This window comes from Winogradskyella schleiferi, assembly GCF_013394655.1.
Classification (GTDB): domain Bacteria; phylum Bacteroidota; class Bacteroidia; order Flavobacteriales; family Flavobacteriaceae; genus Winogradskyella; species Winogradskyella schleiferi.
The window spans coordinates 2,559,042-2,573,280 of the sequence record NZ_CP053351.1; the positions used below are offsets into that span (position 1 = coordinate 2,559,042).

The 14,239-nt window shown below is 33.3% G+C and carries 12 protein-coding genes; 2 read left to right on the top strand and 10 right to left on the bottom strand.

The genetic code is table 11. The features are described 5' to 3' along the window. Window positions 1-226: 226 nt before the first annotated feature. The 10 genes from HM990_RS11085 to HM990_RS11130 all read right to left on the bottom strand — a co-directional run bounded on the left by HM990_RS11085 (window position 227) and on the right by HM990_RS11130 (window position 11,248). Complete coding sequence (locus tag HM990_RS11085; RefSeq protein WP_178989001.1) at window positions 227-1,069, bottom strand: glycosyltransferase family 2 protein; 843 nt, start codon at window positions 1,067-1,069, stop codon at window positions 227-229. Next, the gene (locus HM990_RS11090) at window positions 1,062-1,925 is read right to left on the bottom strand and encodes a polysaccharide pyruvyl transferase family protein (protein WP_178989002.1); all 864 of its coding nucleotides are present in this window, start codon (window positions 1,923-1,925) and stop codon (window positions 1,062-1,064) included. The genes HM990_RS11085 and HM990_RS11090 overlap by 8 nt, the downstream gene beginning before the upstream one ends. Beyond that, complete coding sequence (locus tag HM990_RS11095; protein WP_178989003.1) at window positions 1,922-2,668, bottom strand: sulfotransferase family protein; 747 nt, start codon at window positions 2,666-2,668, stop codon at window positions 1,922-1,924. The genes HM990_RS11090 and HM990_RS11095 overlap by 4 nt, the downstream gene beginning before the upstream one ends. Window positions 2,669-2,672: 4 nt before the next feature. Further along, complete coding sequence (locus tag HM990_RS11100; RefSeq protein WP_178989004.1) at window positions 2,673-3,941, bottom strand: ABC transporter ATP-binding protein; 1,269 nt, start codon at window positions 3,939-3,941, stop codon at window positions 2,673-2,675. A 95-nt stretch (window positions 3,942-4,036) separates the two neighbouring features. Then, entirely contained in the window at window positions 4,037-4,900 is an 864-nt protein-coding gene (locus tag HM990_RS11105) for an ABC transporter permease (RefSeq protein ID WP_178989005.1), read from the bottom strand. A gap of 186 nt (window positions 4,901-5,086) precedes the next feature. Then, window positions 5,087-6,067 (bottom strand): SDR family oxidoreductase, encoded by a 981-nt coding sequence (locus HM990_RS11110; RefSeq protein ID WP_178989006.1) that lies wholly within the window; start codon window positions 6,065-6,067, stop codon window positions 5,087-5,089. Further along, a complete protein-coding gene (locus HM990_RS11115) occupies window positions 6,067-7,362 on the bottom strand; it encodes a nucleotide sugar dehydrogenase (protein WP_178989007.1) in 1,296 nt (431 codons plus the stop codon). Before HM990_RS11115 ends, HM990_RS11110 begins: the two co-directional genes overlap by 1 nt. After that, window positions 7,359-7,949 carry a sugar transferase gene (locus HM990_RS11120; RefSeq protein WP_262886548.1) on the bottom strand — a complete coding sequence of 197 codons (591 nt, stop codon included), beginning with the start codon at window positions 7,947-7,949 and terminating at the stop codon, window positions 7,359-7,361. The genes HM990_RS11115 and HM990_RS11120 overlap by 4 nt, the downstream gene beginning before the upstream one ends. Before the next feature lie 20 nt (window positions 7,950-7,969). Then, on the bottom strand, window positions 7,970-10,441 hold the full coding sequence (locus tag HM990_RS11125; protein WP_178989008.1) for a polysaccharide biosynthesis tyrosine autokinase: 2,472 nt from the start codon (window positions 10,439-10,441) through the stop codon (window positions 7,970-7,972). Between the two features lie 6 nt (window positions 10,442-10,447). Beyond that, entirely contained in the window at window positions 10,448-11,248 is an 801-nt protein-coding gene (locus HM990_RS11130) for a polysaccharide biosynthesis/export family protein (RefSeq protein ID WP_178989009.1), read from the bottom strand. 100 nt (window positions 11,249-11,348) lie between these two features. Between HM990_RS11130 and HM990_RS11135 the strand changes: the two genes are divergently transcribed. Both HM990_RS11135 and HM990_RS11140 read left to right on the top strand, forming a co-directional pair. Next, window positions 11,349-13,211: an ABC-F family ATP-binding cassette domain-containing protein gene (locus tag HM990_RS11135; protein WP_178989010.1), complete on the top strand. Its 1,863-nt coding sequence runs from the start codon at window positions 11,349-11,351 to the stop codon at window positions 13,209-13,211. A 180-nt stretch (window positions 13,212-13,391) separates the two neighbouring features. Then, a complete protein-coding gene (locus tag HM990_RS11140; RefSeq protein WP_178989011.1) occupies window positions 13,392-14,162 on the top strand; it encodes an O-methyltransferase in 771 nt (256 codons plus the stop codon). The last annotated feature ends 77 nt before the right edge of the window (window positions 14,163-14,239 follow it).

Sequence of the window (14,239 nt, forward strand, 5' to 3'; positions counted from 1 at the left end):
GATAAAAGACAAAAGATCGCTCCACTATTAGAATCTACCTTCCTGCCGGCAGGAAGGAACATTAGACTAAACTGTAACTAACTGAGAAACAAAATAAAATTATTGTACCGTTTTTAAGTTTCATGATTTATTAAATAGCATAGTCTAAAATTTTTAAACCTCTAAAAACCCTATAAAACCAACAAATCCAACGAACACACTTTATTTTAATCGGACACCAATAATATTATTTTTCCTTAAAAATTTTAAAGCCAAAAAACGTATTAAAAAACAGATTGGCAATCGCTCTTTTATCTTTCGATAATTTATTATATGATTTTTTTAAGTTTGCGTAATCCTTATGGATCTTTTGAAACGAACCAAAATCGTCAATGTATATGTCTGCATGTTTTTTACTAATATAAGCACACATCATTTCGTTTTTATTGGAGTCTATACTTAAGTCCGCTTGTCTGGACCTTTCTTTTATTCTATAGAAAAAACCTACGTAATCTAATTGTTTAACCTCGCCTCCATTTTTCAGTAATGCAATCCAAAATTCCCAATCTTCGAGCCCATGGGTCATATTTGTATCATAGCCACAAATGGCATTCCAGTCTTCTTTTTTGAATATTGCAGAACAGAAAATCATATTGACATACCGTAGTTTTTCCATGGAAAAAACGGGTAGTACCCAATACCCAGTTTCTGTTCCAAATTTTTTAGCCTTACAATACACTACTTTTAAATCCGGATGTTTATTGAATTCCGAAATGCCTAGCTCTACATAACGAGTCCCAAATATATCGTCGCCATCCAATGGTAAAATATAAGTACCAAGAGCTTTTTCAATACCGATATTTCTAGCATTACTTACGCCTTTATTTACACTAGCGATGTATTGGAATCGAATATCTTTTTTTAACCATTTTAATATTACTTCTTCCGTATGGTCTGTAGAGCCATCATTTACAATAATACATTCCCAATTCTGATACGTTTGCTCTAAAACGGAATTAAGTGCCTCATCAATGAAAGGTGCTTGGTTGTAGCAAGTTACCACTATGGAGATTATAGGTGTACTAGGCATGGTTTTCAAAATAACTTCTAATTAATAATTTAAATCTTTTGGTCTTTTGAAAAGGAAAAGTACGTGTTAAATCTTTAATTATCTTATTTAGGAAATGGATTGTGGGCAAAGACGATGCCTTATGTGTTTCAAAAATAGACTTTAATTCACATGAATCGTAGGGTTTAAATTCTATAGGCTTTGAAGTCTTTAAACCTATTGAACTAAAATAATCTTCAAATTTAATATCATCTCCTGCTAATTTATCCGATATTTTAGTCCAAAGTGCCGGAATCCTAAAAGTATGGGCAACAATTAGCCCATGAAGAGATGATGACAAGATATGTTCACACTGCAGAAACTGATTAATAACATCCTCTACATTGTCCGTTATCAGGTTTATGATTTTTATGTTTGTTTGATTGGAATACTGTGCTTTCACATTATCGTAATCTACAAAATGCGGGACAATACCATATTCATATTTAATGGTTTCTGGTTTTTGTTTAAAGAACAGCGCCAACAAAACAGCTGGGTCACCATAGACTTCCGGGACTTTATAACCTAACTCTAACAATCTTTCCCTTGTTTTGGGTCCTCTTACAGCTAAAAATTTTCCCTTTTTCACTTTTTCTTTAGAGTGCATTATTCCGGCACCCCAAATAATACTGTGCGTTGTAGCCGCACTAATGATACTCCCGATTATTAAGTAATGTTTTCTTTTAAAAATTTTGAATGTGGTATTGGTATTTGGTCTTACCCACTGAAAATCCTCTGAAGTAGTGTTTTGAAGCAAATATGGCACTAAAGCATCGCCAAAATTTTCAAGTTTTGAATCTTCAAATCTAGCTTTGGACCACCAGTAAACATCTTTCATACTAGAGCTGTATAATTATCTTCAAGAACTTCATCTATATTTTTAATTTGATCATCTGTTAATTCCGATTTCCACCGATCTATATTACTCGAAATAAGTGCTTCAGAATTTATATGGTTTTCAAGTTTTAAAAACCTTTCAAGTTTTATCATTAACCCATTATAATCATTGTAAAAATCTTCATAATCGACAACTAATACATTTTCAGGAAATTTAGTTTCCAAATAAGTGAGTCTGTCATAATGCGATTTCCATCTTAAAGCACATTTGGACTCCAAAGGTAAATCCTTAAACAATTCGTAATTTTTTTCAGTTATTCCAAGAAATGGATTAACCTGATTTAAAGGCAATATGTTGTACCATTCCAAAACACCTTTATGGTTTAACATACTAGCTATTGTGGCATAAACGTTCCGTTTTATCCCTATAAACTTAGCGGTTTCGAAATAGTCTAGAATTTCTTCTACCAACCAAATATTAGGATGTGTTTTTTCCAAAACGAAAGATTTATTAGTTTGTCTAAATACTGAATTATAAAGCTTTAATATCTTCTTTATATCACTTTTTTTTCTATTTGGATTTATTGCAACGTCAGTAACTTTTTTAAATAATTTTGGATCTTCTATGAACGCTTCAACTTCAGCAATATGACCGACTGTTCTACCTAATAAGTGCGTTCCAGAGCGTCCAGAACCTATTATAAATATTAATGTTTTATCTATGGCTTTTTTTGAAAACAACATACGTTTAATTTACTTTTAATTCCCAGTCAAAAATTAATTTTAATGAACCAGGAGTTTTTCCCATCCATTCCCCTAAAGCTTTTGTTTCTTGTATTACAGAAAATTGAATGACATCATTCATTGAAAAAACACGCTTTCTATTTTTTGTAATTCTAAAATCGACATAGAAATTCCCTTCATTAAAAAATAGTTTAGGCAAATTTAAGACAACAGTATAATTGCCTTCCTTATTTATTAAAAATTTACTATGATTATTATTTGCCGTAAAAATGCATCTGCCTTGATCATCTTTAAACATCAAGATAAAATTAATAGGCTCTTGATCATACTTCTCTATCTGAAATTCTACTTGCAATTCATCTTCTCTTGTAATGGGAAATTCGAAATTTTTATCTTTAGATTTAGCACCAATACTTTTAATTTTGAAATCGAATGCATCAAATTCAGAAGTACTAAAGCTATGGAAATTAGAAACTCCTACTTCATTCCCGAGTTTTAGATAGTAATTGATGGCTTCATCAGACGTGCCTTTAAATACTTTTTTGCCATGTTCTAAAACAATTGCTTTAGTGCATAAGCTCTTAACTGCAGCCATATTATGACTTACAAATAAAACTGTTCGTCCATCGGTTTTTGAAATATCTTGCATTTTACCAATAGCCTTTTTCTGAAACTCTGCATCTCCAACAGCAAGCACCTCATCAATAACCAAAATATCGGGTTCTAAAAATGCAGCTACAGCAAATGCCAAGCGCACGCGCATACCGGAAGAATAGCGTTTTACAGGTGTATCTACATAACGTTCGCAGCCAGAAAATTCAATAATTTCGTTCTCCTTAGACTTTATTTCAGATTTGTTCATGCCTAAAATAGCACCATTGAGGTAGATATTTTCACGACCTGTAAGTTCGGGATGAAACCCTGTGCCTACTTCTAATAAAGAAGCTATGCGTCCTTTTGTCTTTATTTGGCCTGTGGTCGGGATAGTTACTCGTGATAATATTTTTAATAAAGTGCTTTTACCCGCTCCATTTTTACCAATTATACCTAAAACCTCGCCTTGATGAACTTCAAAATTAATATCTTGCAAAGCCCACACATAATCACTATTGGCTTTAGTGGCTCTATCATTTACCTCACCAACCTTTAAATAGGGATCCTCTTTTCCACGGATTCCGGCCCACCACCTATTAAGGTCATGACTAATGGTGCCTGTCCCTACTAATCCAAGTCGATATTGTTTACTTATATTTTCGGCCTTAAGTATTACCATTGAAAATTCTTATACTTTATTCTTTTCTCTCATAACTAATAACTCACAACTCATAGCTCATAACTCATAACTTAAAACTCACAACTCATAACTGATTAAACAGTATCAATAAACGTCTTCTCTGTTCTATTAAATATAATAATTCCTAAAAACAAAATAAACAGTGTAACTGCAACAGTGTACAAAACCCCAAACCAGCTAAACGTGCCTGTGCTTAACAACATATACCTTGTAGTCTCTACAATATAAGCTAACGGATTATATTCTACAATCCAGGCAATTTTTGGTAATTTTTCCCGCATTAATGCCAGGGGATACATTACTGCAGAAACATACATTAATAATTGCGCTCCAAAACTCACTAAAAATTTCAAATCTCTATATTTTGTTACCAAACTAGAAATAATCATTCCAAATCCAAGTCCCAATAAGCCCATGAATAACACCTCCAAAGGAAAAAACAGAATACCACTATTTAAATGTATATCAGCTCCACTGACATAATAAAATACATAGAAGGCTATAAAAATCAACAACTGAATACCAAATTTCAATAAGTTGGATATTATTATGGATAAAGGCATAATAATCCGAGGAAAATAAACCTTCCCAAAAATTGCAGCGTTGGTTGTAAATGTATCACTAGTGGCAGTTAAACAGGTATTAAAATAATTCCAGATAGATACTCCTGCTAAATTAAATAAGAACGGTGGTACTGTACCGGTTTCTATATTAGCTACTTTATTAAAAATGAGGGTAAATGTAAGTGCAGTAAATAAAGGCTGAATTAAATACCAAAGCGGTCCTAAAACGGTCTGTTTATAAACAGTAACCACATCACGTTTAACGAATAAGAACAATAAATCGCGATAGCGCCAAATTTCTTTAAAGTTAAAGTCGATTAACTTCCGTTTTGAAGAAATGGTGTACAACCACCCGTCATCATCTATCTTGCTCAATGTAAGTCCTGTTTTTGATTGGGTAAATATAATAATTCCGTAGTAATACTGAAAAATAGTCTATAAAATAATGGTTACTCTAGGGCAATTAAAAACAGGACTGTATTTGAAAAACAAAATGTATTAAATTTAAATATAGGCTTTAACTGGAATTTAAACTAAAGTCTTCTTAATATCAAGTTCTAACTAAGAATTAAAACTATCCCATGTGATTTTCAAGCCCTCCCTTACGGTATATTTTGGTTTGTAACCAAGAAGTTTTTCACCTTTAGAAATATCTGCTAAAGAATCTCTAACATCCCCTTGTCGATTAGGCCCATAAATAGCTTTTAAATCAGAATCTGCAGCTATCCTTAATGATTCCCATAGGTAATTTATAGTAATACGTTCGCCGCAAGCCACATTAAAAACTTCATTTTTCGCTTCTTTTGAAGCAAAGAATCCTTTTACATTAGCTTGCACAACATTATCTATAAATGTAAAATCCCTTGTTTGTTCTCCGTCTCCATTGATCTTGGAAGGCTCATTATCTTTAAGCGCTTGCATAAATAACGGAATTACCGCGGCATATGCTCCACTCGGACTTTGTTTTGGCCCAAAAACGTTAAAATATCTAAGACCAATAACATCGGTATCATAGGTTGTCCCAAATACATCTGCATATAACTCGTTAACATACTTTGTCACAGCGTAAGGAGATAAAGGTTTTCCAATCGTATCTTCAACTTTAGGCAAGGCTTTACTATCACCATAAGTTGAACTTGACGCTGCATATACCATACGTTTCACGGTTGGACTATCCTTCAGCGCAATCATCATATTTAAGAATCCAGAAATATTAACTTCATTAGTTGTAGCTGGATCATTGATAGAACGCGGAACAGAGCCTAAAGCGGCTTGGTGAGAGACATAGTCAATCCCATCCATTGCTTTTTTACAAGTTTCTAATTCTCTAATGTCACCTTCAATAAGTTCGAAGGCAGGATTATCCATAAACTCTGTTAAGTTTTCGCGATGACCATTTGAAAAGTTATCTAAAATCCGTACTTTTTTAGCATTATACTTTAATAGGTATTCAGTAAGGTTAGAGCCAATAAAGCCTCCACCACCTGTGATTAAGAAACTTAACTTTGAAAGGTCTGTGGTATGATGTGGATTTGAGTACATTATAATCTAGCGTCTACGGTGTCTATTGGAAGTAAAGATTTTACATCGAAAACAACACCTGTTTGTGATTTTAATTTAGTGATATCTATTTCTAGGAATTCATTATGAGAAACGGCTAAAATAACGGCATCATAATCTGAACTTAAATCACCAAAATCAGTAATTAAGTCTAGCTTATACTCATGCTTCACCTCTTCTTTTGATGCCCATGGATCATAAACATCCACATTAACATCGTAAGTCTCTAATTCTTCTATAATATCAATAACTCTAGAGTTTCTAATATCCGGACAATTTTCTTTAAAAGTAATACCTAATACCAAAGCTTTTGATCCTTTTATGGTCGCTCCTTTTTTAATCATCATCTTCACCGTTTCCGTAGCAACGTAGCTTCCCATACTGTCATTCATTTTTCGACCAGCCAAGATAATTTCAGGGTTATAGCCAGACTCAATTGCTTTTTGTGCCAAATAGTATGGATCCACGCCAATGCAATGACCGCCAACTAAACCTGGAGAAAATTTTAAGAAGTTCCATTTGGTACCAGCAGCTTCTAAAACAGCTTTGGTATCTATATCCAATAATCTAAATATCTTCGATAATTCGTTGACGAAAGCAATATTGATATCGCGTTGTGAGTTCTCAATTACCTTTGCCGCTTCGGCTACTTTAATGGAAGGTGCCAAATGCGTTCCTGCTGTTATAACTTTTAAATATAAATCATTAACTTTTTGAGCTATCTCTGGTGTAGAACCCGAAGTTACCTTTAAAATTTTAGTAACGGTATGCTCTTTATCACCTGGATTTATACGTTCTGGAGAATAACCTGCAAAAAAGTCTTCATTATATTTTAATCCAGAAAATTCTGCTAAGATCGGAACACATATATCTTCAGTTGCTCCAGGATAAACAGTCGATTCGTAGATTACGATATCATTTTTAGACATTGCTTTACCAACAGTTTCACTTGCCTTTATCAATGGTGTAAACACTGGCTTGTTTAATGCGTCTGTTGGTGTCGGCACCGTAATAATATAAACATTCGTTACAGCCAATTCTTCTACATTATCTGTAATATAAAGCCCTTTATTCGCATTCAAATCTGTAGTTAATACTGATTTTAAATTATCGTTTTCAACTTCTAGTGTTTTATCGACACCATTATTTAATTCACTGATACGCTGCTTGTTGATATCGAAACCTACTACAAAATATTGTTTTGCAAATTCTACGGCAAGGGGCAAACCGACATAACCTAATCCTATGATTGCAATTTTATCTTCTGAATGTGTCATTTATTTAAAGTAGATTTTAAAATAAGTTTCAAATCTAAACAAAAACTGTAATTCTTAACATACTTTTTATTGATTTTCACTTTATCTACCCATATAATCGTTCTATTGTACTGATTTGGGTCTTTTTGTCGTTCTAATACCAGCTCTTCATTCCGATACTTTAAGGATGCCGGCCCAGTAATTCCTGGTTTTACCTTCAAAATAATCCTATCACCACCTTCTAACTCGTCCGCAAAACCCTGTATATCAGGTCTTGGACCAACAAAACTCATATCACCTATTAATACATTAAAAAGCTGAGGAAACTCATTTAGTTTTGTACGCCTAAGGAATTTTCCAATAGGTGTTGCGTAATGATTTAAATGACCCAATTGATGCTCGCCGTGTTTTAATGTTCTTATTTTATATATTTTGAATAATTTGCCATGTTGACCAACGCGATATTGAGAAAATATGCCGATTTTTTTCGTATCTATTGTCGCTATAATCACAAGTATTAGAATAGGCACCAACATTAATGGCAATAATATAATTACGAAAACCACATCAAATATACGTTTAACCTGAAGTTGAGTTTTAGTAATCAAAATATTGGAATTAAAACAATTTAAATTCTTCTCAAGAAATTCTTTATTTTTTTGAATATTGAAGGATTATCTTTTTCGTGATATGTTTCACCATAAACACCATAACCATAGCCATAACCGTAACCGTAGCCATAACCATAGTTACTATTGTTTTTATGTCTGTAAAAATTTAATACAAAACTGACATTTTTAAGCTCACCTGTACGATTCTTTGCATTAACCAACTGAAGCATTCCTTTTTTAGTATAATCCAATCTTACCATAAAGATAGTCGCATCAGCATATTGTGTTAGCTCTAATGCATCCGTCACCAAACCTAAAGGTGGCGTATCTAAAATAATCATATCATATTCGTGCTCAAGGGTTGCTATTAGTTCTTTCAATTTTCCGCTCATTAACAGCTCAGAAGGGTTTGGAGGTATTGGCCCTGATGGAATGATATCTAAATTCTCAATGTGCGTGTGCGTAATGACATCTTCCATATCATTATCTCCTATGAGATAATTTACTACACCTTTATCATTGGTCACATTGAAATCATTAAATATTTTGGGTTTACGTAAATCCAGACCTAACAGAATGGTCTTTTTGCCGGAAAGTGCGTAAACCGTTGCAATGTTAATTGATGTAAACGTTTTTCCTTCACCACTAACTGACGAGGTAATCATCAAAGTATTGGATTTCTTTCCAGTATCCTTTTTGCTAAAAATAAATTGTAAACTCGATCTAATGGCCCTAAATGATTCCGCTACAGCCGATTTTGGTTTCTCGTAAGCGACCAAATTATTTTTATAGCGGTATTTACCAATTAATCCTAATATCGGAATATTAGACATCCTTGTAACCTCATCAGATCCATGTAATGTATTATCTAAAAGATAAACAATAAAAATCAAAAACATAGGGATAAAAAAGCCCATCATTAAAGCCATCATATAGTTTAGCGACTTATTTGGCCCAATTAAACCTCCTCCAATGTCTTTAGCCTCATCTATAACTGTGATATCTGATATATTAGCCGCTTTAACAATTGCAGCTTCACTTCGTTTAGTCATATAAATATCGTATGCTTCTTGGCTGATTTCTAATTTTCTTTGAATTTTTAAATACTGTTGTTCATCTTCAGGTAACCCACTTAAATTCGACTCTAGATTTACAATATTGCGGCTCATAGTCCCAATTCTTATCCTGATTGTTTGCTTTGTGGCATCTATCGTTTCAAGCAAGACATTTTTTTCAGAATCGATACGTCGGTCAATTTCCTTAAAAAGTCCAGAACCTTCTTTAGTCGTATATTCAAGATTTTGTCGTTCTGCCGCTAAGTTTACAATTTTAGATACGCTATTAAGAATATTCCCTTCGTTAATGCCAACGCTGGTTGGTGCCGCAATTTTTGTATAATCTGTTTTGGTATTCAAATAAAACTCTAGATTATTTAAGTAATCTAATTTTGCTTCTTCTTCTTGTTTTGCCAATTCAAATTCCCTAAGTTGTTCGGATATTTGATTCATTTCATTTGAAATATCAAAAACCTGGTTTTCCATTCTAAATTTATTCATTTCGTCCGTAACATTTTTAAGGTCAGAGTTTACCGCAGCGAGGCTGCTGTCAATAAATTTAATGGTATTTGTAGCGTATAAATTTTTCGTTTCTAGTTCTGTCCTACTCAATATAGAAGATGTGGCATTGAGATAATCTACGATTTTAGATTTATTATTCCCTGCAAGTTCCAACTTCAAAATAGAAGAAGACAACTGGGAATAAGATCCGATTATAATTCTTGATTTATAACTATTAACAACGGCGTCATAACTTCTAAACTTTAAAAAATACTCTGACCCAGGCTTAATATCGTGAGATGGCTTCAACAATAATTTACCATTAAGAAAAGACAAGGCAATGTTTTCCCCATTTTTATAGTTCTTATTGAACGTACCAACTGGTACTTTTATCCTAGAAATGGATTGATCACCATACTTCTGGGCAGATGCACTTGCAACTTCAAAAGCTGTGAAAACCTCAAACTCATCATCACTTATAAATCTAATTCCTACAGGATAATTAATAACCTGATTCTTTGTTTTATCTATTATAAATTCGAAAGGAGCTTTTTTATAAATATCTTCTTTTCTATATTTTCCTTCAACTAGATATTCCATGTAATATTGAAGAGAATCCACTACTTTTTCATTGTGACTTCTAGTTTTTATAGCCGTTAGTATTTTACCAACTTTTCCAGAAACCCCTCCCCAATTAAAGGAGATACTGGTGTTGGCTGTAAAAAAAGGGTTTTGATCGTTATCTACTGAGATCAACGAATCTAACTTGTAAACATTCTGCTTTCTCACATTTATGAAGTAAGCGATTAGCATAGCAGCACCAATACAAAGCAAGACAAATTTCCATAGATTTAATACTTTAAAAAGATAGCCTCTAAAGTCAAAACTTATATTTTGAGACTCATGGTCTTCTAATTCTTCGTAATCTCTCATATTAATTTAAAGTCTTGAATAAAGTAATATCGCAGTTGTAAGTAGTGAAAGAATGGAAGCTATTGCTGAGATACTAGAAATGGCAGTTTCACCTGTTCCAATTGACTTTTGTTTTAAAGGTTCTACATAGATGATATCATTCGGCTGAATGTAATAATATGGAGATTGCATAACCTTAACATCGGTTAAATCCAAACTATGTATTTTTTGACCTTGAGGATATTGCCTAATAATTTTGACATCTTTTTTATTACCAGTCACTGGTATTTCACCAACATTGGCAATAGCTTCAAATATATTTACACGTTCGGTGAATAAAACCTGACTTCCGGGATTACCAACTTCTCCATTGGCCGTATACCTTAATCCTGCCAATTTAACAGTAACAAATATATTTGCAGTTTCTTTAAATTGCTCTTCAAGCAATTTTTTTTCAATATTTTTTTCAATTTCTTCAGTAGTAAACCCTAGAACATTTATATAACCCAAGGTCGGTATCCTAATATTACCGTGTACATCAACGGTAAATCCATCAAAATAAGCCCGCTCAGCGCTACCAGCATTCAAATTCGCATCTCCGGCCGGGTTTAAAATAGATACTGTTTCTTGATCTAATGCCTTAACTCTTACATTTAAAATGTCATTAATCTGAACTCTGTAAGGTTTCTGAACTTCGGTTAAATTATTTGGAATACTATCATATTTAGAATTCTCCTTATTTTGAAGATATACAGTGTCCTTATGAGGGATACAAGAACTAACAATGACACAACTCAACAAAATAATCAAAAGCTTTATCCGCTTCATATATACAATGGATCTTTAGAGACAAATATAATGTATCAATAGTAATATCAAAACTAATACTATTATTTTTGGTTTATTTCCGTTCTTTGCAAAAAAAAGTTTGAATTACCTCAACGTAGAAAACATATCAAAATCTTTTGGAGAACTCGTTCTATTTAAAGATTTATCCTTTAGCATCCATAAAGATCAAAAGATTGCTTTTGTGGCCAAAAATGGAAGCGGAAAGACCTCTATCCTTAATATTTTATCTGGTAAAGATGCACCAGATGAAGGGCAAATAGTCATTAGAAAAGGGCTTCGTTTAGCATTTTTGGATCAAGAACCCGATTTAGATCCTAATCTCACTCTAGAAGAAACTATTTTCGCTTCAGATATCCCAATCATTAAAATTATTGAGGCTTACGAAAAAGCCTTAAAAAATCCTGAAGACACAGAAGGGTATCAAAAAGCATTCGAGGCGATGGATAGAAACAATGCGTGGGAATTTGAAACGCAATACCAACAAACCCTATCGCAATTAAAGTTAGATGATCTGTCTTTAAAAGTGAACACACTTTCCGGTGGGCAAAAAAAGCGCTTGGCACTAGCACAATCCATATTGAGTAAACCAGATATTTTAATTTTGGATGAACCTACTAACCATCTCGACTTAGAAATGATTGAATGGCTGGAAGATTACTTTGCTAAAACGCAACAAACCTTGTTTATGGTCACTCACGATCGCTATTTTTTGGAGCGGGTTTGTAATGAAATTATAGAATTAGACCAAGGACAACTCTACACCTACAAAGGAAACTATTCGTATTATTTAGAAAAGAAAGAAGCCCGAATCGAAAACGAAGCTACAGAAGTTGGCAAAGCCAAGCAACTCTTTAAAAAAGAACTCAATTGGATGCGTCGCCAACCAAAAGCGCGTACCACAAAATCCAAGAGTAGAATCGATGACTTTTCTGAAATAAAATCTAAAGCGCACAAACGCAGAAACGATCACCAAATTCAATTGGAGATCAACATGGAACGTTTGGGTAGCAAGATCATAGAGTTTCATAATGTCTCTAAATCCTTTAAAGACAAAACTATTTTGGATGGTTTTGAATATACCTTTAAAAAAGGCGAACGTATTGGTGTCATTGGAAAAAACGGAACTGGTAAATCCACATTTCTTAACTTATTAACCCAAAGCTTACAACCTGATGCTGGAAAAATTGTCATTGGAGAAACGGTTAAAATCGGTTATTACACGCAAGGCGGAATTAAAGCAAAACCCAACCAAAAGGTCATTGATGTCATCAAGGAGTTTGGCGATTATATTCCTTTGGCAAAAGGCCGACAAATTAGTGCCCAACAATTGTTAGAACGGTTTTTATTTGACCGTAAAAAACAATGGGATTTTGTTGAAAAACTAAGTGGTGGCGAACAAAAACGACTCTATTTATGTACCGTTTTAATTCAGAATCCCAATGTGTTGATTCTTGATGAACCTACAAACGACTTGGATATTGTAACACTAAATGTACTAGAAGATTTTCTAATGGATTTTCCAGGAGTTCTATTAGTGGTTTCTCACGACCGTTATTTTATGGATAAAATTGTAGATCACATGTTTGTCTTTAGAGGCGATGGTGTGGTTGATGATTTTCCAGGTAACTATTCAGATTTTAGAGCTTATGACAACAGCCAAACGAAGGAAATTGAGCCAGCCGAAAAAGTGGATAACACCAAAGCTGTAAAACAAAACGAAGCCAATAAGTTAGATTACAACGAACAAAAAGAATACAAGAATTTAGAATCTAAAATCCGTGCGTTGGAATTAGATAAAACAGCATTGGAAGCTAAATTTCTTGATCCCGATTTATCACAAGACGACATTAAAAAACTCTCTGATAAACTTCAAGTAATCATGGATACGATTGAAGAAAAGGAAATGCGGTGGTTTGAGTTGTCTGAGAAATTAGAAACCTAAAGTCTCTCGCAAAGGCGCAAAGAAAAAATAATCAATACTATCTTTTTTATTTTTTATAGAAGATGAAAGATTATAAAAATATTAGTGTTTAATTACGTCTTTAAATGCATTACCTTTTTTTAACCGTAACACTTTGCCCCTTTGCGGCTTTGCGCGATTAAAAAACCTTGCGAGAAACATATGTACCAAATAAAAGAATACATAAAATTCCTACTAAACTCCACAAACCAACACGGCGTCCACTCCCCTTTTGTCTATAATTTCATAACTAAATGTCTATATAATAAAACAGCATACAAAGCTTACACTAAACTCCTTGACTATAAGAAAACGTTAGAAAACTCAAAGACCACATTACAAATCACAGATTTTGGCGAAGGCTCTAAAACACTTGACGCTAATGAAAGAAGTATCAGTAAAATGGCCAAAACCTCTAGTAGTTCAAAAAAAGATGCACAACTCTTATTTAGAATTTCAAAATATTTCAACTTTAAAAACAGTTTAGAATTAGGGACTTCTTTAGGTATGGGAACTTACGCCTTGGCATTAGCGAATCCCAATGCTACAATTACAACCCTTGAAGGCTGTTCAAATACTTCTGATTTTGCAAAATCCCAACTTGAAAAACATGGCGTTAAAAATGTTGAATTTGAAATAGGAAGTTTCAGCGAGAAAATTCCCAGTATAAAAGACGACACCTTCGATTTTATCTTCTTCGATGGTCATCATAATAAACAAGCAACCATTCAATATTTTGAAACTTTATTATCCAAAGCGCACAATGAAACCGTTTTTGTTTTCGATGATATCTATTGGTCCAAAGGCATGACCGAAGCATGGGAACATATAAAGAACCATAATGCGGTAACCGTAACCGTAGATAGCTTCCATTTAGGCTTTGTTTTTTTCAGAAAAGAACAAAAAAAAGAACATTTTAAAATAAGACTGTAACAACCTCACAACTTTTACGTCCTATTGTTTCAAGTTATTTAATCCTGTATCTTGCAGGAACATTTCAGCAATCAAGA